22 protein-coding genes and 1 pseudogene are annotated in these 21,301 nt (G+C 57.3%); 10 read left to right on the forward strand and 13 right to left on the reverse strand.

Annotation, left to right across the window (positions count from 1 at the left end):
• Positions 1-21: 21 nt before the first annotated feature.
• The 7 genes from NWP14_RS18315 to NWP14_RS18345 all read right to left on the reverse strand — a co-directional run bounded on the left by NWP14_RS18315 (position 22) and on the right by NWP14_RS18345 (position 5,443).
• The gene (locus NWP14_RS18315) at positions 22-1,218 is read right to left on the reverse strand and encodes an FAD-dependent oxidoreductase (RefSeq protein WP_331834850.1); all 1,197 of its coding nucleotides are present in this window, start codon (positions 1,216-1,218) and stop codon (positions 22-24) included.
• On the reverse strand, positions 1,215-2,141 hold the full coding sequence (locus NWP14_RS18320; RefSeq protein ID WP_095099301.1) for a VOC family protein: 927 nt from the start codon (positions 2,139-2,141) through the stop codon (positions 1,215-1,217). Before NWP14_RS18320 ends, NWP14_RS18315 begins: the two co-directional genes overlap by 4 nt.
• An 88-nt stretch (positions 2,142-2,229) precedes the next feature.
• On the reverse strand, positions 2,230-3,018 hold the full coding sequence (locus tag NWP14_RS18325) for an IclR family transcriptional regulator (protein ID WP_095099303.1): 789 nt from the start codon (positions 3,016-3,018) through the stop codon (positions 2,230-2,232).
• A 14-nt stretch (positions 3,019-3,032) separates the two neighbouring features.
• A complete protein-coding gene (locus tag NWP14_RS18330) occupies positions 3,033-3,782 on the reverse strand; it encodes an SDR family oxidoreductase (RefSeq protein WP_331834853.1) in 750 nt (249 codons plus the stop codon).
• Positions 3,782-4,804 (reverse strand): aromatic ring-hydroxylating dioxygenase subunit alpha, encoded by a 1,023-nt coding sequence (locus tag NWP14_RS18335; RefSeq protein ID WP_331834854.1) that lies wholly within the window; start codon positions 4,802-4,804, stop codon positions 3,782-3,784. The genes NWP14_RS18330 and NWP14_RS18335 overlap by 1 nt, the downstream gene beginning before the upstream one ends.
• A gap of 10 nt (positions 4,805-4,814) precedes the next feature.
• A complete protein-coding gene (locus NWP14_RS18340; RefSeq protein ID WP_095099310.1) occupies positions 4,815-5,123 on the reverse strand; it encodes a recombinase-like helix-turn-helix domain-containing protein in 309 nt (102 codons plus the stop codon).
• On the reverse strand, positions 5,120-5,443 hold the full coding sequence (locus tag NWP14_RS18345; protein WP_095099312.1) for a non-heme iron oxygenase ferredoxin subunit: 324 nt from the start codon (positions 5,441-5,443) through the stop codon (positions 5,120-5,122). Before NWP14_RS18345 ends, NWP14_RS18340 begins: the two co-directional genes overlap by 4 nt.
• Before the next feature lie 428 nt (positions 5,444-5,871).
• Between NWP14_RS18345 and NWP14_RS18350 the strand changes: the two genes are divergently transcribed.
• Positions 5,872-7,083 carry an MFS transporter gene (locus NWP14_RS18350; protein ID WP_331834855.1) on the forward strand — a complete coding sequence of 404 codons (1,212 nt, stop codon included), beginning with the start codon at positions 5,872-5,874 and terminating at the stop codon, positions 7,081-7,083.
• 3 nt (positions 7,084-7,086) lie between these two features.
• Here the strand turns inward: NWP14_RS18350 and speB are convergent, their stop codons facing one another.
• The 4 genes and pseudogenes from speB to NWP14_RS18370 form a co-directional block, all read right to left on the reverse strand.
• Positions 7,087-8,007, reverse strand: a complete 921-nt coding sequence (gene speB, locus NWP14_RS18355; protein WP_095099316.1) for an agmatinase — start codon at positions 8,005-8,007, stop codon at positions 7,087-7,089.
• A gap of 203 nt (positions 8,008-8,210) precedes the next feature.
• Positions 8,211-10,187 (reverse strand): biosynthetic arginine decarboxylase, encoded by a 1,977-nt coding sequence (speA, locus tag NWP14_RS18360; RefSeq protein WP_331834856.1) that lies wholly within the window; start codon positions 10,185-10,187, stop codon positions 8,211-8,213.
• 8 nt (positions 10,188-10,195) lie between these two features.
• Positions 10,196-10,327, reverse strand: a complete 132-nt coding sequence (yqgB, locus tag NWP14_RS18365; RefSeq protein ID WP_115191897.1) for an acid stress response protein YqgB — start codon at positions 10,325-10,327, stop codon at positions 10,196-10,198.
• Between the two features lie 89 nt (positions 10,328-10,416).
• Positions 10,417-10,512: pseudogene (locus tag NWP14_RS18370) on the reverse strand (hypothetical protein); the annotation flags it as partial.
• A gap of 517 nt (positions 10,513-11,029) precedes the next feature.
• On the opposite strand from NWP14_RS18370, the gene metK reads away from it, so the two are divergent.
• The 8 genes from metK to ruvX all read left to right on the forward strand — a co-directional run bounded on the left by metK (position 11,030) and on the right by ruvX (position 18,546).
• Positions 11,030-12,184, forward strand: coding sequence for a methionine adenosyltransferase (metK, locus tag NWP14_RS18375; RefSeq protein ID WP_095099323.1), 1,155 nt, complete (start codon positions 11,030-11,032; stop codon positions 12,182-12,184).
• Between the two features lie 403 nt (positions 12,185-12,587).
• Positions 12,588-13,982: a sugar porter family MFS transporter gene (locus tag NWP14_RS18380; RefSeq protein ID WP_095099325.1), complete on the forward strand. Its 1,395-nt coding sequence runs from the start codon at positions 12,588-12,590 to the stop codon at positions 13,980-13,982.
• A gap of 78 nt (positions 13,983-14,060) precedes the next feature.
• On the forward strand, positions 14,061-14,561 hold the full coding sequence (locus NWP14_RS18385; RefSeq protein WP_095099327.1) for a SprT family zinc-dependent metalloprotease: 501 nt from the start codon (positions 14,061-14,063) through the stop codon (positions 14,559-14,561).
• 94 nt (positions 14,562-14,655) lie between these two features.
• Positions 14,656-15,363: a deoxyribonuclease I gene (gene endA, locus NWP14_RS18390; RefSeq protein ID WP_375215789.1), complete on the forward strand. Its 708-nt coding sequence runs from the start codon at positions 14,656-14,658 to the stop codon at positions 15,361-15,363.
• A 93-nt stretch (positions 15,364-15,456) separates the two neighbouring features.
• Complete coding sequence (rsmE, locus tag NWP14_RS18395; RefSeq protein ID WP_095099332.1) at positions 15,457-16,188, forward strand: 16S rRNA (uracil(1498)-N(3))-methyltransferase; 732 nt, start codon at positions 15,457-15,459, stop codon at positions 16,186-16,188.
• Between the two features lie 20 nt (positions 16,189-16,208).
• Positions 16,209-17,156, forward strand: coding sequence for a glutathione synthase (gshB, locus tag NWP14_RS18400; RefSeq protein ID WP_076946673.1), 948 nt, complete (start codon positions 16,209-16,211; stop codon positions 17,154-17,156).
• Between the two features lie 410 nt (positions 17,157-17,566).
• Entirely contained in the window at positions 17,567-18,130 is a 564-nt protein-coding gene (locus NWP14_RS18405) for a YqgE/AlgH family protein (RefSeq protein ID WP_041147199.1), read from the forward strand.
• Entirely contained in the window at positions 18,130-18,546 is a 417-nt protein-coding gene (gene ruvX / locus NWP14_RS18410) for a Holliday junction resolvase RuvX (protein WP_095099338.1), read from the forward strand. Before NWP14_RS18405 ends, ruvX begins: the two co-directional genes overlap by 1 nt.
• A 47-nt stretch (positions 18,547-18,593) precedes the next feature.
• Here ruvX and NWP14_RS18415 read toward each other — a convergent pair whose 3' ends face one another.
• Positions 18,594-19,247, reverse strand: coding sequence for a LuxR C-terminal-related transcriptional regulator (locus NWP14_RS18415; protein WP_375215790.1), 654 nt, complete (start codon positions 19,245-19,247; stop codon positions 18,594-18,596).
• A 346-nt stretch (positions 19,248-19,593) separates the two neighbouring features.
• A complete protein-coding gene (locus tag NWP14_RS18420) occupies positions 19,594-20,574 on the reverse strand; it encodes a type IV pilus twitching motility protein PilT (RefSeq protein ID WP_331834860.1) in 981 nt (326 codons plus the stop codon).
• A 16-nt stretch (positions 20,575-20,590) separates the two neighbouring features.
• Between NWP14_RS18420 and NWP14_RS18425 the strand changes: the two genes are divergently transcribed.
• A complete protein-coding gene (locus NWP14_RS18425; RefSeq protein WP_095099346.1) occupies positions 20,591-21,295 on the forward strand; it encodes a YggS family pyridoxal phosphate-dependent enzyme in 705 nt (234 codons plus the stop codon).
• Positions 21,296-21,301 lie beyond the last annotated feature (6 nt).

A 21,301-nucleotide genomic window follows, 5' to 3' on the forward strand; every position in this document is an offset into this window, starting at 1 on the left:
CCCCTTAAGGGTGCGCGGATGTTATCGCAATGACATCAGCGAAAAGGTCAGATCGTCGAGCGGCACGGCGGAAAGATCCCTCCCCGCCGCCATCCAGCGCTTCGCCAGCTTGACGGTGCGCGCATCGTTAAACGCCACCAGCTGGCTGAGGCGGCCGTCGCCAGCGATCGAGAAAAACAGCGGCCCTTTGGGATCGCGGCGAACCACCGTCCGGGTTCCCGGCTGCGGAATACCGAGGATCTGAATATTGTGCGCGTATTGATCCGACCACAGCCACGGCGCTTCGTCGTAGCCCTCAGCCTGCGGATCGAGCATCGCTTTTGCCGTCGCCACCGCCTGATTCTGGGCAAAGGCCCACGACTGAATGCACAGGCCGTACTGGTGATGGCGGGCGACATCGCCGGCGGCGAAAATAGCCGGATCGGCGGTTCGTCCCTGGGCATCGACCACGATCCCGCGATCGACGGGCAGGCCCGCCTCCTGCGCCAGCTCCAGATTAAGATCGACGCCGATCCCCACCACCACCGCATCGAAGGTCTGACGTCGGCCGTCGCAGCGGATCACCGGCAGGCCGTCGCTATCTTCGAGGCCAAGCGCGCCGCACCCCGTGCGGACGTTGACCCCCTGATCCCGGTGCAGCCATTCCAGCTCCTGCGACACTTCGCCGCTCACCGAGCGCATGCACAGCGCCGGCTGCTGTTCGTATAGCGTGACCTCGACGCCGCTTTTGCGCGCCGAGGCGGCAATCTCCAGGCCAATCCAGCCGCCGCCGACGATCGCCAGCCGGGTGCTGGCCGCCAGACGCTGCTTCAGCCGCCGGGCATCCTGCCAGTGGCGCAGGGTGTAGACCTGCGGATGCTGCGCCCAGGCCTCTCCGGGCAGGCGGGCGCGGCCGCCGGTGGCGATCAGCAGGCGGTCGTAGGTTAGCCGCTCGCCGCCGCTCAGGCGCACGGTTTTGCTCTCGCGCTCGATGGCCTCCGCCCGCTGCGGGCGATACCACTTCAGGTTCAGCGCCTGCTGAGCTTCCGCGCTAAACAGACGCGGCAGCGCCGGTTCGGCCTCCAGCAGCGCCGCTTTCGATAGCGGCGGACGTTCGTAAAAATCCCACTCCTCTTCGGCGATGACGCAAATCTCGCCGTCAAAGCCTTCATCACGCAGCGTTTTTGCCGCCCAGCCGCCGGCCTGGCCGCCGCCGATAATCACTATCCGCACCGTCATACCGCCTCCGGCTTTTTCTGCTGGCGGCGGGTATCGTGGTCGATACCGCCCTCCACCGCCCACTCGGTAAAGGAAACCAGGGAGTGTTCCAGCTCGCGCGGCTGCCAGTTTTCCGTCAGATAGTCGTCGTTGGTGTAGTACTCAAACGCCCCGCCGGTCGGGCTGTTGACGTACCAGAAATAGGCCGAAGAGACCGGGTGGCGGCCGGGGCCGATAAAGGTGCTCCACTGGCTTTTGTTCATCGCGATCCCGCCGCCGATCACTTCGTGAATATCGCGCACCGTAAAGGCGACGTGGTTAAGGCCGCGCTTGCGGGTCGGCAGCTGTAATAAAAAGAGATTGTGATGACCGCCGCGGACGCCGCAGCGCAGGAACACCGCGCGGTTGATATAGCGATCGGAAACCTGGAAACCCAGCACCTCGCGGTAGAAGGTCTCTACCGCCGCCAGCTCCTCAACGAAGAACACCACGTGGCCGATGTTGATCGGCTGAGCGCGGTCATAAACCGGGCTCGGCGTATCGATCCGCCGCACGTCGCCCCACTGGTTTATCGGCTCGACCTCCAGCGCGACCGGCGTCTGCCGGCTCACCTGGACCCGCAGCGTCATGCCGTTCGGGTCCTGGCACTCCAGAGCGCCGTCCACTTCGCGAAAGGCCGGCTGCTGCGCCAGCTTCGGACGCAGCGCATCCAGCGCCGCCTGGTCCGCCACGCCCCAGGTCATCCGGCGCAGGGTATTACCCGCCTCAAAGGCGGGCGGCAGATCCGGGCTGTTGATCGGGTTCAGCAGCACCTGAGCGCCGCTCAGGGTGGTAAAACGCCGGCCGTCGGCATCGCTCGTCAGGCCAAAATCACGCATAAATTTGGCGCTATGGGTCAGGTCGTCGACGCCAAATTCCAGCTTTTCAATTCCGGTTACACTCATCGTTCGTTGCCTCTTTACCGTTCTGTCGCCCGGATTTGGGCGTAAAACATGCCCGACGCACCCAAGCGCCTGCAGTTAACGTATTGATTTAAATAGCCTGAGCTAAATGCCCGAGGAAGCCTGAAATTTTGTCCGCCGCCATGCTGACATCGTTTTGCAGCCGCTCGCGGTCGGCCTGCGGGATCTCATCCGACGGCACCAGGATACTGACGACCGCCGCCACCCGTCCGCTGCGATCGTAGACCGGGTAAACGATGGAGGAGATCCCGTGACGGTAGAAGGACTCGCCAATCACAAAGCCCCGCGCTTTATCCTGCTGCACCATCTGCCACAGCGCCTCGCGGTCGTGAATTTGCCCCGGCGTATTGCCCGGCAGCCGTTCGTCAGGGAACAGCTGTTCAAACTCGCGGCGGGAGACGTCGGTCAGCAGCATGCGGCCAAGCGAGGTGCAGTGGACCGGCAGCCGGGTGCCGATGCTGACCTGATTAATGCGCGAGCCGGCGGCGCTGACGCGGGCGATATAGATAATGTCGCGCCCGTCGCGGATCGCCAGGTGGCTGCTGCACTGGCTGGTATCGCGCAGCTGTTCAATCACCGGCTGGCCGACCTGCGCCACATCCAGGGAGGCGATATATTCAAAGCCAAGACGCAGGACGTTCATCCCGAGCGAAAAGGTATTGGTGCGCGGATTGCGCTCCAGAAAGCCCATATATTCCAGCGTCTGCACCACGCGATAGGCGGTCGCTTTCGGCATATCCACCAGCCGATGCAGCTCGGCAAAGGTGAGATCGCGATGCTGCTCGCCAAATGCCAGCAGCAGCTCCAGCCCCCGCTCCAGGCCCGGCACCAGGTACTTCACTTCCCGCTCGTTTGCCATACCGCCTCGCCTCTTTAGTTAAAAACAAATCCGCCGTTGACCGGGATCAGCTGTCCGGTGATAAACCGCGACAGCTCGCTGAGCAGCCACACCACGCTGCCGGTAACATCCTCCGGCTGCTGGGCGCCGCTCAGAGCCCGGCCGTTCTCATACAGCTGATGACGTTCAGCCGGAACATACTCGGTTGCCTCAACCCGGGTCAGCCCCGGAGCGATAGCGTTAATGCGAATGCGCTTCTCGCCAAGCTCCCGCGCCATTGAGCGGGTCATGGCGATGACCGCACCTTTGCTGGCGACGTAGGCCATCAGACGCGGCGCGCCCCACAGCGCGGTGTCCGACGCCACGTTAACGATCCCGCTGCCTTCACGCAGCAGCGGTACCGCCGCCCGGGTGACCAGCCAGGTGCCCTTGACGTTAACCGACATCACCCGATCCCACAGATCCGGATCGTAATCGATCATATTCTTGCCGCCGACGCCGGTGGCCATTGCGGCGTTATTCACCAGCCCGTCGATGGAGCCCCGTTCGCCAATCGCGCTAAAAACCTGCTCGATTGAGCGCGGATCGGCCAGATCGATAACGTAAGACTCGATGGCAAAACCCCGTTCGCTGAGCCCATGCGCGCTCTCGGCCAGTTGGCCCTCGAGGATGTCGCACATCACGACTTTCGCTCCCTGCTCCGCGCAGGCTTTGGCGAAGTGATAGCCCAGCCCGCGCGCGGCCCCGGTCACGACGATGCGTTTTCCGTTCAGCAGTCCGTTCATCAGGCGGCGCCCTGCTGTTCATCCCGCGCCGCCAGCTGCTCTTTGGCCGCTTTTTGCATCATGCGGCGCAGGCGCGACAGCCCGACGTCGTGCTGATAGAGGTATTCATGGTCGCGGGCGTTCGGCGCCAGGCTCTCCAGCACCACGCGATCCTGCTCCAGCACTTCCCAGTGCAGTTTTTCCAGACGGTTGCGGTACATAAAGCGCCACATATCGCGCTGCCAGCCCTGTACGCCGCGGATACGCCAGAAAAAGACCCGACAGTTGTCATTATCTTCCGGTACCACCATGCCGACGATAAAGAAGTGGCCTCCTGGCCCAAAGCGTTTCTGGTACGGGATCGACAGGCGCATCCAGCAGGCCCCGCTGTTACCCAGCTCCACCCAGTCAAAGTTGACGCCGCTCTGGCCTTTTTTCTCAAAGATAAAGCCGGTTTTGGTCGGCTGAAGCACCATGTCCGCTTTACGCTCACCTTCCGCCATCGAGTGTGAAGAGGAGTGCAGGTAGGTGCCGTGCATCGGGTCCATAACGTTTTCCAGCGCGTACTGATAGTTGCATTTCCACGCGGCGGTGCAGAGAAAGTTGCTGTATTTGTCGCCGTTAGCCAGTTCTTCCGGGAAGCTCAGCTCATCCGGCTGCTGGTTCGCCGTCGCGCCAAACCATAAAAAAATCGCCCCGTGCGCTTCCTGAACGCTATAGCTGCGCACGCACTGCTGGCCCACCAGCGGACACTTGTCGACCGCCGGGACATCTTTCACTTCGCCGTTCCCCGCCACTTCCACGCCGTGATACCAGCAGGCGATGCGGTCGCCGAGGTTCCAGCCCATCGACAGGCGCGCGCCGCGGTGCGGGCAGCGGTCTTCCAGCGCCTGCAGCTGACCGTCTTTGTTACGCCACACCACAATTTGTTCGCCGAGACGGGTGATGCCTACCGGCGCGGACTGCACTTCCCAGCTTGCCAGCACCGGATACCACAGGCCGCGTAAACCTTTATCGAGATAGTTCTGTACCGTTGTCGTCATCGCTGTGTCCTCAGTATCCGTTTACCTGCAAAAAAGCCTCAAAGCTGGCTTCACTCCACGGTTCGCCCTGCTGGTCGTGCATCCTGAGGCCATTCAGCCCGTCCACCAGCTGCGTCAGGTTTTCCGCCCCCTGCTCAAACAGCCCTTCAAGGGTGGCGATAAGCTGCAGCTCCCAGCTTTCCGGGACGCGGCTGCGGGTCTGCCAGATAAGATTTTCGTAGTCGCCCGGCTTGTGAATATTGCCGTTTCCGCCTTCGGCGGGCGGCGTAAACTGGCGGCTTTCCGGCAGCGCCGGGTTGAAGTTCAGGGTTTCGCTCATGCCACGCTCTCCTCGATAAAAGTAATCTGGATCTGATTGTCGAATACCCGCACCGGGTAACGATTGAGGTTACGACCACCCGGACCGTGCAGACATTGACCGGTTTTCACATCGAATACCGCTTCGTGCAGCGGACATTCGACCTTGCCGTCTTCCACAAAGCCCTGGCTTAACAGCGCGTAGGCGTGGGGACATACGTCCTCCAGCGCGTAATACTCGCCATCAATCAGATAAATGCCGATTTCTTTACCGTCGATATTGCCGCTATAAGGGAAATCTTCCTGTACCTGCTCTGCGTCACATACGCCTATCCAGCTCATCACGATCCTCCAGGCTTTGTTTCATATATGAAACTCTGTTTCTTATTTAATACGGTCAATATAAAAGCGTTCAATCTTTCGTCAAGCGGCAATGTGAAGGATTTGTTAAGTAGTCGTGATTTAATTAGCTAAGTGTGCAATCGATCACGAAAAATTGCGGTAATATGAAATTGTGATATTTAAAACGTGGCGTGAAAATAAATTAAGCGGGAACTTAACTTTTCGAAAACGACTATTGACTTCTTTTCCATATAATCATTAAAAATGATAAATCCGGCTTCACATCAAGTTTCACTGGTGAAACACATTTTAATTAATTTTTTATAAAACAATGAGTTTCACCTGTGAATCATTTTACATCCGTGACTATCACCACTATTTAAAAATAATGAAGTTGATTCATAAATGACCGGGGGGAAAGAATAAAAATGACCGCAAAATGGCAAGGAACAATCGCGCTACTGTTGTTAATTATCATCTCTTATATTGATCGGGTAAATATTTCAGTGATGATACTGAACCCTGAATTTGCTGCCCATTTTCAGTTAAATGAAAACAGAATGTTACAAGGAATGCTGATAACCTGCTTTCTTGTGGGCTATGGCATTTCGGCATTACTCTTAACGCCGGTGATAGAAAACCGGCTGCACTACCGGCAGGGACTATTAATCAGCATCGCTATCTGGGCGGCGGTATGCGCCGTTTCTCCGCTGCTCGGCTCGCTGTTCGGGATGCTGATCGCCCGCGTTATCTTAGGCATTGCGGAAGGGCCGCTATTTTCACTCAAAACGCGCTTTATCAGCGACAGCTTCTCCGCCGGCGAGATCGGCAAACCGAACGCGGTCACCGCGCTCGGGGTCTCGCTGGGGCTGGCGGTGGGGTTCCCGCTGGTCACTTTTTTAATCGAGCACCAGGGGTGGCAAGGCTCTTTCTATAGCCTGGCCGCGCTTAATCTGCTGCTCGGCGGCGGGCTGATCTGGCGCTTTCTGCCGGCTCCGGCCGCGGCGGCGCAAAGGTACCGTTCCGGCTTCAGGCAGACGTTTCAGCTAGCCTGGCGTACGCCGCTCCTCGGCTGGATCCTGCTGGTCGAGATCGCCACCCTCAGCTATCTGTGGGGCAGCAGCGCCTGGCTGCCGGCCTGGCTGCGCGATGAGCATCACTTCTCGCTACAGGCCACCGGCGTTCTGGCGGCGATCCCCTTTCTGCTCAGCCTGGGCTCAAAACTTCTTGGCGGCGTGCTGCTCGATAAAATGCGTCCTGAACAGGCCCCGCTGCTGTTTATCAGCGGCGGCTTTCTGACGGCCTGCTCGATACTGGCGCTGATGCTCAGCCACCAGTCGGCGTGGCTGGCGCTGTTTATGCTGTCGGCCAATATCTTCTGGGGGCTTCAGGGGGCGGCGATACCGGCGGTGGTGCAGCATCACGCGGCGAAGGAGGCGGTAGGCAGCGCCTACGGCATCATTAACGGTATCGGCAATATCTGCGCGGCGTTTATCCCGCTGCTGATGGGGCTGGTGATGAAGTCGGTTGGGTCAGTCAGTTCAGGATTTTCGGTACTGGTGGCGTCACAGGTGGTCACCCTGCTTGCCGGAGGGGTACTGCTGCTGCGCATGCGTCGCGCAGCAGCCGTGAGCGCTTAGGGCTTATTCGCCCTTTTTCGCCGCCTGGATATAGAGCATTTCCAGCGCCAGAGTCGCCGCCGCCAGGGCGGTGATCTCGGACTGGTCATAGGCCGGCGCCACTTCCACCACGTCCATGCCGACGATGTTCAGATCCTTCAGGCCGCGCACCAGCTTGATCGCACGGTCCGAGGTCAGCCCACCGATCACCGGCGTACCGGTGCCCGGCGCAAACGCCGGATCCAGGCAGTCGATGTCGAAGGTCAGGTAGACCGGCATATCGCCGACGATCTGTTTGATCTGAGCGATAACATCGTCAGCGGTACGATCGTTAACCTGGCCCGCATCCAGCACGGTAAAGCCGTTGTCTTTGTCGAACTCGGTGCGGATACCGATCTGTACGGAATGGTTCGGATCGATCAGGCCTTCGTTCGGCGCGGTGTAGAACATGGTGCCGTGGTCAAACTCGCAGCCGTTGGCGTAGGTGTCGGTATGGGCGTCGAAATGCACCAGCGCCATTTTACCGAAATGTTTTGCGTGCGCGCGCAGCAGCGGCAGAGTGACGAAGTGGTCGCCGCCGAAGGAGAGCATACGTTTCCCGGCCGCCAGCAGTTTTTCAGCGTGGGCCTGCAAACGTTCGCTCATGTCGCGCGCATCGCCGAAGGCGTAAACCAGATCGCCGCAGTCGACAACGTTCAGACGTTCACGCATGTCGAAGTTCCACGGGAAGCGGTTGCCTTCCCAGGCAAGGTTGGTGGAAACCTGACGAATCGCCGCCGGGCCGTGACGCCCGCCCGCGCGGCCGGAAGTTGCCGCATCAAAAGGAACGCCGGTGATCACCCAGTCAGCGTCGCTGTCGTACGGCTGGAAGTTCAGCGGCAGACGCAAAAAACCAAACGCGTTAGAGACCAGGGAATTATCGTATTGATGACCTAAAGTGCTCATGGGTGTGACCTCTTTTTACAGGCGATATAGTTAAAAATGCACATAAAAAAACCCCTCCGCGTCGTTAGGCCCGACGAGGAAGGGTTTGAATAGGGTGACTGCTTGTTGGGCGAATTATCGCCGTTAATGCATGCGGGTTCAAGTCGGTATCGCGTTTGTGCGACCTGACGCCCCCTCCTTCACAAGAGAGGGCGCGCAGCATGTTACTCGTCTTCCAGGTAAGTGTAGCCGTACAGACCCGCTTCGAACTCTTCGAGGAACTGCTGCTGCAGCGCCTCGTCGAGACCGGAGTTTTTCACCTGATCGCGGAACTGGGTCAGCAGCGTGTTCGGGTCCAGCTGCACGTACTGCAGCATATCCGCCACGGTATCCCCTTCGTCGGAGAGCTCGACTTCGACGCTGCCGTCAGGGAAGACGAATACGTCCACCGCTTCGGTATCACCGAACAGGTTGTGCATGTTGCCGAGGATCTCCTGATAGGCGCCGACCATAAAGAAGCCCAGCATCGGCGGGTTCTCAGGATCGTATTCCGGCATCGGCATGGTGGTGGCGATCCCGTCGCCGTCGACGTAGTGATCGATAGCGCCATCGGAGTCGCAGGTGATATCGAGCAGCACCGCGCGGCGCTCAGGCACCATGTTCAGCCCTTCCAGCGGCATCACCGGGAACAGCTGATCGATACCCCACGCGTCCGGCATCGACTGGAACAGGGAGAAGTTGACGTAAATTTTATCCGCCATCCGCTCCTGCAGCTCGTCAATGATTGGACGGTGCGCACGGTTGCTCGGATCGAGCTGTTTCTGCACTTCATGGCACATGTTCAGATACAGCTGCTCCGCCCAGGCGCGCTCCTGCAGGTTGAAGGTGCCGGAAGAATAGCCGATATGAATATCGTGCAGATCCATCTGGCTATCGTGCAGCCATTCGCGCAGCGAGCGGCGGTTGCCGGTCTCGTGCATCTCAAGCCAGGTTTCCCACATGCTCTGCAGCGGGCGCGCCGCATCTGCCGCAGGGGGGGTCGCCTCGGTGTATTCGTTACGCTCAACGCCGATGATGTTGGAGACCAGCACGGTGTGGTGCGCGGTGACCGCGCGGCCGGACTCGGTAATCACCGTCGGGTGCGGCAGGCCGTTCTCTTCGCAGGCGTCGCCAATCGCCCAGATAATGTTGTTCGCGTACTCGTTCAGGCCGTAGTTTACCGAGCAGTCGGACTGCGAACGGGTGCCCTCATAGTCCACGCCCAGACCGCCGCCGACGTCAAAGCATTGAATATTGACGCCTAGCTTATGCAGCTCGACGTAAAAGCGTGAGGATTCGCGTACGCCGGTGGCGATATCGCGGATATTGGCCATCTGCGAGCCAAGGTGGAAGTGCAGCAGCTGCAGGCTTTCCAGATGCCCCGCCGCGCGCAGAATCTCAACCAGCTGCAGAACCTGCGTTGCCGCGAGGCCGAATTTGGATTTCTCGCCGCCGGAGGACTGCCATTTACCGGAGCCCTGCGAGGCCAGACGCGCGCGGACGCCAAGACGCGGCACCACGTTCAGGCGCGCGGCTTCTTCCAGCACGATGGCGATTTCCGACATCTTTTCGATGACCAGATAGACCTTGTGGCCCATCTTTTCGCCCACCAGCGCCAGGCGGATATATTCACGGTCTTTATAGCCGTTACACACGATCACGCTGCGGGTCATGCCCGCATGCGCCAGCACCGCCATCAGCTCGGCCTTTGAACCGGCTTCCAGACCCAGCGGCTCGCCGGAGTGGATCAGCGACTCAATCACGCGACGATGCTGGTTAACCTTGATCGGGTAAACCAGGAAGTAGTCACCGTTATAGCCGTAGGATTCGCGCGCGCGCTTGAAGGCGGCATTAATCGAGCGCAGGCGATGCTGCAGAATCTGCGGGAAGCAAAACAGTGCAGGCAGGCGCTGCCCTTGCGCTTCGCGCGCTTTGACTAATTCGGCAAGATCGACGCGCGCTTCCGGTACGTCAGGATCCGGGCAAACGCTGATATGGCCCAGCTCGTTGACGTCGTAGTAGTTATTACCCCACCAGGCAATATTATAAGTACGTAGCATTTTGCTAGCTTCCTGGGAGCTCATCGCCACCTCCTGCATAGAACGTAGTACACCGTGTTCGCCTGCTGACGAAGGCGAAACCATAGACATGTCGTCAGACATAGCGAACCTCAATTTTTAATAATAAGTGTAAGACAGTTAACTACTATCGCAGTCCAAAGACGCGATAACAACCCATGAACAGTCCTAAACCCCAGCAGATAGTGCTGGCGCTGCGACTGCGCGACCGGTTTCTTCTTCATATGATAATAAAACACGTACCCGAACGTAGTGTGACAGTCCGGAGAAACCACGAGAAAACTCTTGCGATAGAGAGCAAGAGAGCCCTTGTTCAGTTTTCTGACGACCTTCCGGCCCTGGAATCCTGAGAAGCGCCGAGATGGGTAGAACATCGGCAGGTATGCATGAAAGAGATGCAGATTGCGGGATCTTGACGCGCGACGGAACGACGCGACGAATCAGGTGAAAAACGTGGGTTCATTATCTGGTATCACCTCCACACTGCCCCGAAACGGGCCAGCGACAAGCCAAAGCTATATACCTGGCAGCAGGCGCAAAGGCCGCTGCGGGATTCTGTCAATACAGAGTGCTTAACCCGGCTGGAAGTGGCGTCACGAGGTACTCTTCGTGCGCTGTCATAATGAGCCGCGCGCGGCGTTTTATACCGATAAGCAGGCTAAAATGCAAAATAAAAATATGCGTGTTGCCGCGTCTGGCAGGAAAAATTTCCACCGACTATTGCGCATAAATGCGATGCGCATCAAAAAAGTCTGGAAATGGGATTAAGATTTGACCTAAAATAGCCGTCCAGAAGTTAATCCGTCTATACTGATTAACACTCAGACTGCTCGTGTCACTACCTGCAAGCTTTGGTAGAGTCGTCTAACAAAGCCTCTCCACACAACAGTATGAGCTATACGAATACTCCACAGGTAAAATAAAACATGGCAAAACACCTCTTTACGTCCGAGTCCGTATCAGAAGGGCATCCAGACAAAATTGCTGACCAAATCTCCGATGCCGTGCTTGACGCGATCCTTGAACAGGATCCGAAGGCCCGCGTCGCGTGTGAAACCTACGTCAAAACCGGCATGGTTCTGGTTGGCGGTGAAATCACCACCAGCGCATGGGTTGATATCGAAGAGATCACCCGTAATACGGTTCGTGAAATTGGCTACGTGCATTCCGATATGGGCTTTGACGCCAACTCCTGCGCCGTTCTGAGCGCAATCGGCAAGCAGTCCCCGGACATCAACCAGGGCGTTGACCGTGCAGATCCGCTGGAGCAGGGCGCGGGCGACCAGGGCCTGATGTTTGGCTATGCCACGAACGAGACCGACGTGCTGATGCCGGCGCCGATCACCTATGCTCACCGTCTGGTGCAGCGTCAGGCTGAAGTGCGTAAAAACGGCACTCTGCCGTGGCTGCGTCCGGATGCGAAGAGCCAGGTGACCTTCCAGTATGACGACGGCAAAATCGTCGGCATCGATGCGGTGGTGCTGTCGACTCAGCACGCGGAAGATATCGATCAGAAATCGCTGCAGGAAGCGGTGATGGAAGAGATCATTAAGCCGGTTCTGCCGACCGAATGGCTGAACAGCGCCACCAAATTCTTTATCAACCCGACCGGTCGCTTCGTTATCGGCGGCCCGATGGGCGACTGCGGCCTGACCGGACGTAAAATCATCGTTGATACCTACGGCGGCATGGCTCGTCACGGCGGCGGCGCGTTCTCCGGTAAGGACCCGTCTAAAGTTGACCGTTCCGCAGCTTACGCAGCGCGCTATGTAGCGAAAAACATCGTTGCCGCAGGCCTGGCCGATCGCTGTGAGATTCAGGTTTCCTACGCTATCGGCGTGGCTGAACCGACCTCTATCATGGTTGAAACCTTCGGCACCGAAAAAATTGCTTCCGAGCAGCTGACTCTGCTGGTGCGCGAATTCTTCGACCTGCGTCCGTACGGCCTGATTCAGATGCTGGATCTGCTGCACCCAATCTACAAAGAAACCGCGGCATACGGTCACTTTGGTCGCGAACATTTCCCATGGGAAAAAACCGACAAAGCCGCCCTGCTGCGCGAAGCTGCCGGCCTGAAATAAGCGCAAGCTTTACCGTTTCGAAGGCCAGCCTCGCGCTGGCCTTTTTCTTTATCTCTTCTCCATACCTTCCCCCCCTGCGCTCCGCGTCTTTCCGCTTCTCCGCTCTTATATGTCAAAAAAATGAAAGCGATTACATCAGATTAAAAGCCATTAGTTAGCTGCGATGCGGCGTCAATGAAACAACCTTTCACAATGTTACATACTGTTTCAGGAAAGTCTGATTCCCGTTTTTTATCTCGTCGACTAAAATTACATATAATACTGATTTATATGTTTATTTATTGGTTACGTTTCTTTACCTTAGTGTAAGCGATTACACAGCCGTGATTACAATCACATTTTTTTGCTACGCACTCCCCTACTCTAAGCATCGACAGAATCAATAACTCAACTGGAGGGCGTTATGCCTGACAACAAAAAACAAGGGCGCTCGAACAAAACGATGACGTTCTTTGTCTGTTTCCTCGCCGCACTGGCCGGCCTGCTTTTTGGCCTTGATATCGGCGTCATTGCGGGTGCCCTGCCCTTTATTGCCAACGAGTTTCAAATTACCGCTCACACTCAGGAATGGGTGGTGAGCTCGATGATGTTCGGCGCCGCGGTCGGCGCGGTCGGCAGCGGCTGGCTCTCTTTCAAACTGGGCCGTAAGAAAAGCCTGATGATCGGCGCGATCCTGTTCGTTGTCGGCTCCCTGTGCTCTGCCGCCGCGCCGAACGTTGAAGTGCTGCTGATTTCCCGCGTACTGCTCGGCCTCGCGGTGGGCGTCGCCTCCTACACCGCCCCGCTGTACCTGTCCGAAATTGCGCCGGAGAAAATCCGCGGCAGCATGATCTCGATGTATCAGCTGATGATCACCATCGGTATTCTCGGCGCCTATCTGTCGGATACCGCGTTCAGCTACAGCGGCGCATGGCGCTGGATGCTCGGGGTCATAATCATCCCGGCCATTCTGCTGCTGATTGGCGTTTTCTTCCTGCCGGACAGCCCGCGCTGGTTTGCCGCCAAACGCCGCTTTGTCGACGCTGAACGCGTGCTGCTGCGCCTGCGCGATACCAGCGCGGAAGCCAAACGTGAGCTCGATGAAATCCGTGAAAGCCTGAAGGTCAAACAGTCCGGCTGGGAGCTGTTTAAAGAGAACAGCAACTTCCGCCGCGCGGTGTTCCTCGGCGTTCTGCTGCAGGTGATGCAGCAGTTCACCGGGATGAACGTCATCATGTACTACGCGCCGAAGATTTTTGAACTGGCGGGCTACGCCAACACCACCGAACAGATGTGGGGAACGGTTATCGTCGGCCTGACCAACGTGCTGGCGACCTTTATCGCGATCGGCCTGGTTGACCGCTGGGGCCGTAAGCCAACGCTGATCCTCGGCTTTATCGTCATGGCCGTCGGCATGGGCGTGCTGGGCAGCATGATGCATATCGGCATCCACTCTACGATCGCACAGTACTTCTCCGTGCTGATGCTGCTGATGTTTATCGTCGGCTTCGCCATGAGCGCAGGCCCGCTGATCTGGGTGCTGTGTTCAGAAATTCAGCCGCTGAAGGGCCGCGATTTCGGCATCACCTGTTCCACGGCCACCAACTGGATCGCCAACATGATCGTCGGTGCGACCTTCCTGACCATGCTGAACTCGCTGGGCAGCGCGAACACCTTCTGGGTCTATGGCGGTCTGAATATCCTGTTCATCTTCCTGACCCTGTGGCTTATTCCGGAAACCAAAAACGTTTCGCTGGAACATATCGAACGTAACCTGATGAAGGGCCGCCCGCTGCGTGAAATCGGCGCTCGCGACTAGTCATCACCGCGCTTCCTCCCCCCGCGGGAGGAAGCTTCTTCTTGCTCTCATCTCCTCGCCGCACTATCCTCTGGCGCTATGAAGACACCCCGAATTCCCATCGCTACGCAGCAGGCCGTGATGCGCAGCCTGCGGGAAAAACTCGCCCTGGCGAACCTCAAGCTTGAGCGCCGCTATCCGGAACCCGCGCTGGTCTATCAGCAGCGGGGAACCTCCGCCGGCACCGCCTGGCTGGAAAAGAATGAAATTCGCCTCAACCCGGTACTGCTGCTGGAAAATCAGCAGGCGTTTATCGATGAGGTGGTGCCGCACGAGCTCGCGCACCTGCTGGTGTGGAAGCACTTCGGCCGCGTGGCGCCGCACGGCAAAGAGTGGAAATGGATGATGGAAAGCGTGCTGGAAGTGCCGGCCCGACGCACCCATCGCTTCGAACTTGATTCCGTGCGCAGAAATACCTTCCCCTACCGCTGCCAATGCCAGCAGCACCAGCTGACCGTTCGCCGTCATAATCGCGTGATGCGTGGGGAAGCAACCTACCGCTGCGTTCGCTGCGGCGATCTGCTGGTCGCTGAAGAGTAAATATCGGGTATAACTGGAAATTTTCTGATCTGACTGATTGCATCTGACAATCTCATTCGCTACGTTGCGGGCTCGTTTTGACACGGAGTTCACGATGTCCCGTACTCATATTTTTGCCGCAGCGTTGCTGACTGCGGCCTGTAGCGGTCAGGCTATGGCCGAAGGAATCAATAGTTTTTCCCAGGCAAAAGCCGCCGGAGTGAAGGTTAACGCCGATGCCCCCGGTGACTTCTACTGCGGCTGCAAAATCGACTGGCAGGGTAAAAAAGGCGTTATCAACCTGCAATCCTGCGGCTATAAAGTGCGTAAAAACGAAAACCGCGCCAGCCGCGTCGAGTGGGAGCACGTCGTTCCGGCGTGGCAGTTTGGCCACCAGCGCCAGTGCTGGCAGGACGGCGGGCGTAAAAATTGCGCCAAAGATCCCGTTTACCGCAGGATGGAAAGCGATATGCACAACCTGCAGCCGGCGGTCGGCGAGGTCAACGGCGACCGCGCTAACTATATGTACAGCCAGTGGAACGGCGGCGAAGGCCAGTACGGTCAGTGCGCGATGAAGGTGGATTTTAAAGAGAAGGTTGCCGAGCCGCCGGCGCGCGCTCGCGGCGCAATTGCGCGGACCTACTTCTATATGCGCGATAGCTATCAGCTCACGCTTTCCCGTCAGCAAACCCAGCTTTTTAGCGCCTGGAATAAGACCTACCCGGTAACCCGCTGGGAGTGCGAACGCGATGAGCGTATCGCTAAAGTTCAGGGCAACCACAATCCTTACGTCCAGCAGGCTTGCCAGGCGCAAAAGAGCTAACCTACACTAGCGGCAATTGTTAATTTGCAGGTCCCGCTATTCTCCCGCGACCGCGGGAAAGAGAGGACCTGCGCGAAGAACGGAATATCAAGCATGCGCACTCCCCGCATCCACCACCCTGAGCCGATTATCGTCGGTAGCCAGATAGCCCTTTCCGACGACGCGGCGAACCACGTTGGCCGCGTATTGCGAATGGGTAAAGGCCAGGCCATTCAGCTTTTTGACGGTAGTAATCAGGTATTTGCAGCCACTATCGTCGACGCGGGCAAGAAAAACGTGACGGTTGAGATCGTCAGCGGCGAGAGGGACGATCGCGAATCGCCGCTGCATATTCACCTCGGTCAGGTGATGTCGCGCGGCGAAAAGATGGAATTCACCATCCAGAAATCGATCGAGCTTGGAGTAAGCCTCATTACGCCACTGTTTTCCGAGCGCTGCGGCGTTAAACTGGATGCCGAACGCTTGCAGAAGAAGATCCAGCAGTGGCAAAAAATCGCCATTGCCGCCTGCGAGCAGAGCGGCCGCAACGTGGTGCCAGAGATTCGCCCGGCCATGCAGCTGGAGGCCTGGTGTGCGGAGCAGGATGATAGCCTGAAGCTGAACCTGCACCCTCGCGCCAGCGCCAGCATTAACACGCTGCCGCTGCCGGTGGAGCGCATTCGTCTGCTGATTGGCCCTGAAGGGGGGCTGTCAGCGGAAGAGATCGCGATGACCGCTCGTTACCGGTTTACTGATATTCTGTTGGGACCGCGCGTTCTGCGTACAGAGACAACTGCGCTCACTGCCATTACCGCACTACAGGTGCGTTTTGGCGACTTAGGTTGAAGCGTTAACGGAGAATAATAATGATCAAGCTCGGCATCGTGATGGACCCCATCGCAACCATCAACATCAAGAAAGACACCAGCTTCGCCATGCTGCTGGAAGCCCAGCGTCGCGGCTACGAACTCCATTATATGGAGATGAACGACCTGTACTTAATCAACGGCGAGGCCCGCGCCCGTACGCGCACGCTGAGCGTAGAGCAGAATTACGATAAGTGGTACGAGTTCAGCGGCGAGCAGGATCTGCCGCTGGCGGATCTCGACGTGATTCTGATGCGTAAGGATCCGCCGTTCGATACCGAGTTTATTTACGCTACCTATATTCTGGAACGCGCGGAAGATAAGGGCACGCTTATCGTCAACAAGCCGCAGAGCCTGCGCGACTGTAACGAAAAGCTGTTTACCGCCTGGTTTGCCGACCTGACGCCGGAAACGCTGGTCACCCGTAACAAGGCGCAGCTGAAAGCCTTCTGGGAAAAGCATGGCGATATTATTCTCAAGCCGCTGGACGGCATGGGCGGTTCATCTATTTTCCGCGTGAAAGAGGGCGATCCTAACCTGCCGGTGATTGCGGAAACGCTGACCGATCTCGGCAGCCGCTACTGCATGGCGCAAAACTATCTGCCGGCCATCAAGGACGGCGATAAGCGCGTGCTGGTTGTCGACGGCGAGCCGGTTCCCTGGTGCCTGGCGCGTATTCCGCAGGGCGGAGAGACGCGCGGCAACCTGGCCGCCGGCGGTCGCGGCGAAGCCCGCCCGCTGACCGAAAGCGATTGGGAGATTGCCCGCCGCGTCGGCCCTACGCTGAAGGCCAAGGGCCTGATTTTCGTCGGTCTGGATATCATCGGCGATCGCCTGACGGAAATTAACGTCACCAGCCCAACCTGCGTACGCGAGATTGAGGCGGCCTTCCCGATCTCCATCACCGGCATGCTGATGGACGCCATTGAGAAGCGCCTCGCTAAGTAATCCGCCGCTTATGGATGAGCCCGCTGGACGCGCAGCGTCCTGATTGCATCCAGACCAGCCAGCTTGCTTCAACGAAAGAGTAAGAGTAAAGGGGCCAACGCCCCTTTACTCTTTTGTTCTCTTGCCCTTTGCTCCTTGCTCCTTGTTCTTCGCTTTTTACCCTTTATCTTTCGCTTTTTACTCTTCGCCCTTTTCGAACCGATAATCAGCCAAACTGATTCAACGAAAGATTTCAGGTTACAGGAAGGCGGCGACGCAGCGAGCGCCCGGGAGCATAGTTTACTATGTGACCGGGGCGAGTGAGGAAGCCAACGCACCTGTAGCGTGAAAGATAAAGTTGAATCGACAGAGCGGCACTTTGCCCGCATACTAGGTGCTGCTTTTTTGAACCAGGAACAGAACCTCTGACAATGAATTTACAGCATCACTTTTTGATTGCCATGCCTGCTCTTCAGGACCCCATATTCCGGCGCTCCGTGGTTTATATCTGCGAGTACAACGATGATGGTGCCATGGGTATTATCGTCAACAAACCGCTGGAAAATCTGCAGATTGACGGGATTCTGGAGAAGCTGAAAATTGTCGCTGAGCCGCGCAATCCCGATATTCGCCTCGATAAGCCGGTCATGCTTGGCGGCCCGCTGGCGGAAGATCGCGGCTTTATTCTGCACTCGCCGCCCTCTGATTTCTCTTCCAGTATCCGTATTTCCGACAATACCGTGATCACCACGTCGCGGGACGTGCTGGAAACCCTCGGAACCGATAAACAGCCGAGCAACGTACTGGTCGCGCTGGGCTACGCCTCCTGGGAGAAGGGACAGCTGGAGCAGGAGCTGCTTGATAACGCCTGGCTCACCGCCCCGGCCGATCAGAATATTTTGTTTAAAACGCCGATAGCCGATCGCTGGCGCGAAGCGGCAAAGCTGATTGGGATCGATATTGTGACGATGCCCGGCGTTGCGGGGCACGCATAATGAGCGGAACCTTACTGGGCTTTGATTTTGGCACCAAAAGCATCGGCGTCGCGATAGGGCAACGCATTACCGGCACCGCCCGCCCTCTTCCTGCGCTCAAAGCGCAGGATGGGAAACCGGACTGGAACGTTATCGAAAAGCTGCTGAAAGAGTGGCAGCCGGAAGCCGTTATCGTCGGCCTGCCGCTGAATATGGACGGCACCGAGCAGCCGCTAACCGCGCGCGCGCGCAACTTCGCCAATAAAATTCACGGCCGCTTTGGGGTACAGATTACCCTGCACGATGAGCGTCTGAGTACGGTGGAAGCCCGCGCCGGGCTTTTCGAGCACGGCGGATTCCGCGCCCTGAATAAAGGCAGCATCGACTCGGCCTCGGCGGTCGTTATTCTGGAAAGCTACTTCGAGCAGGGTTTTTAAGCCCGTCGATGATGGCGCCGCCGAACCGGCGCCATCATCGCTATGACCTAGTGACGGAGATGCTCGTTAGCCCAGCTCACCGCCTGGGTACGATTCTTCACGCTCAGCTTGCGAAAGACGTTATACAGATGAGTGCGCACCGTATTCTCACTAATGAACAGCGCACGAGCAATATCCATATTCGTCGCACCGCAGCGCAGCTCGTTTAAGATTTCACATTCACGTTCCGTCAGCGGAGAGCTTTCCGCCGGTACCGATGTATGATTCGCAGCGTACATCGCCGGGTGCATCACGCTCAATTCAGCCGTCTGTTGGCCGTTCAGCACGGCCTTAACGCCCTCAATTAAACGCGATTCATCATCGTCATGGCGGAAGACTCCGTAGAGCGCGGGCCACTGCGCCATCTCATAGAGTTCATACTTTTGCGCGCTGTTGATAATCAGCAGGCGCGGGTTCTCTACCTGCGATCGAATAATATCTCGCCACACTCCGTTCAGCTTTTTATTCGACACGGCAATATCAAATAATATTACGGAGCCTTTCGCTAAGCGCTGCATCAGAGGCTTATTGATATTATGCAGGGTCACCGCAATCGATAGCTTTTCCGCCAGTCTGTTGACAAAAAACTTACTCTGAATCGAGGGATGAGTAATAAAGACAATCTGCCGAGAATGATTTGAATTACCTGATAAATTAATCACTTAAAACTCTCCTTAGCAAGCATCCACCATCATGGTGGTTAAATGAATTAAAAACAAAAAATCACATATCCATTAATAAACTGAAATAAGCTTACATAATAAAAAAATATTTTATGGGAATCATCCTATGCCCATAAACAGCATAAGTCGAATTCATTAAAAGTGTCAAAAGATAATCTAAATTTTTTCCCATTTCTGCGAGGATAATGTCTAAATCAATTCCCGCCGCTCATTATTCTGCGGCAATCATTTACGTTCATCTATATTTATAATCAATATCAAAGAACATTAATAAAACATTACGATAACAACAAACTGGCATGACGACTGAATATTAAACCTCCGGCTACAGGCGGCCTGATGACACACGCTGTTGAAAACTTTGCGTAAAAGTCTGCATCCCGCTCTGCTGTCCGGTCTGCATCACTCCGGGTAATTGATGGGTTTTACCTTCGCGGATCAAATTTGCCACCGCCGGTGTATTTACCAAAAGCTCGAATAGCGCAACTCTCCCGCCAGATATATCCGGCAATAATTTTTGTGCCAGTACGGCGCATAAACTTCCCGCCAGCTGGCCGCGAACCTGATCTTTTTCCTGAGCAGGAAAAACGTCAACCAGGCGCTCAACCGCCTGCGCGGCCCCGCGGGTATGCAGCGTGGCCATCACCAGGTGCCCGGTCTCCGCCGCCGTCAGCGCCAGGCGGATGGTCTCGCTGTCGCGCAGCTCGCCCAGCAAAATGACGTCCGGGTCCTGGCGCAGCGCCACCCGCAGCGCCGCAGCAAACGACGGGGCGTGGCGGCCAATTTCGCGCTGCTGGACCAGGCATCGTTCGCTGTTATGGACAAACTCCACCGGGTCCTCAAGGGTCAGGATATGGCCATCGAGGCGCTGATTGAGATAGCCAACCATCGCCGCGAGGGTGGTCGATTTACCGCTGCCGGTAGCGCCGGTCACGAGGATCAGCCCGCTCTCTTCATTGAGCAGCTCGGTTAGCGCGGCGGGGACGCACAGCGCATCAAGCCGCGGGCAGGCTTCCGGCAGCAGGCGCAGCGCCAGCGACAGCCCGCGCGTGTGGGCGAATGCGCTGGCGCGAAGGCGCGGCCCGCCGGGTAGCGCCAGCGCAAAATCAACCTGTCCGCCGGCCTGCCACTGGGCCTGCTGTTCATCATTGAGCCACTGCGCGAGTATTTTGCCGATCTCCGGCGACGTAAAGGGCGCGGGCTCCAGCCTCCCCTGGCGACGCCAGCGCGGCGCCGAGGCATTGCACAGGTGTAGATCGGAGACGTTATGCTTTACACTAAGGGCCACTATTTCTTCCAGCTCCATAACTCATCCTCGGAATATGAACGATATTGCGCATAACCTGGCACAGGTCCGGGACAAAATCTCAGGCGCTGCCGCTCGCTGCGGCCGCTCGCCAGAAGAAGTTACGCTGCTTGCAGTCAGTAAAACCAAACCTGCGAGCGCGGTTGAAGAAGCGGTGGCTGCCGGTCAGAGGGCGTTCGGTGAAAACTACGTGCAGGAAGGGGTGGAAAAAATTCGCCACTTTCAGGATGCCGGGGTTCGCCATCTACAGTGGCACTTTATTGGCCCGCTGCAGTCCAACAAAAGTCGTCTGGTGGCGGAACATTTCGACTGGTGCCACACCGTCGACCGGCTGAAGATCGCCGCCCGGCTTAGCGAGCAGCGTCCGGCGCATTTGCCGCCGCTTAACGTGTTGATTCAAATTAATATCAGCGACGAGCAAAGCAAATCAGGGATCCCGCCTGAGGAGCTGGATGCATTGGCGGCAGAGATAGACGCCCTGCCGAATCTGCAGCTGCGCGGATTAATGGCCATCCCGGCCCCAGAGTCAGAGTATGTAAGGCAGTTTGCCGTCGCCCAACAAATGGCGGTAGCATTTGCGCGACTTAAGGCGCACTACCCTGCGGTCGATACGCTGTCTCTGGGAATGTCGGATGATATGGAAGCCGCTATCGCGGCGGGAAGCACTATGGTGCGCATCGGTACCGCAATCTTCGGTGCGCGCGACTACAGCAAAAATTAAGGAATC

It is taken from the genome of Klebsiella sp. C349492, assembly GCF_042055345.1.
GTDB lineage: Bacteria > Pseudomonadota > Gammaproteobacteria > Enterobacterales > Enterobacteriaceae > Klebsiella > Klebsiella scottii.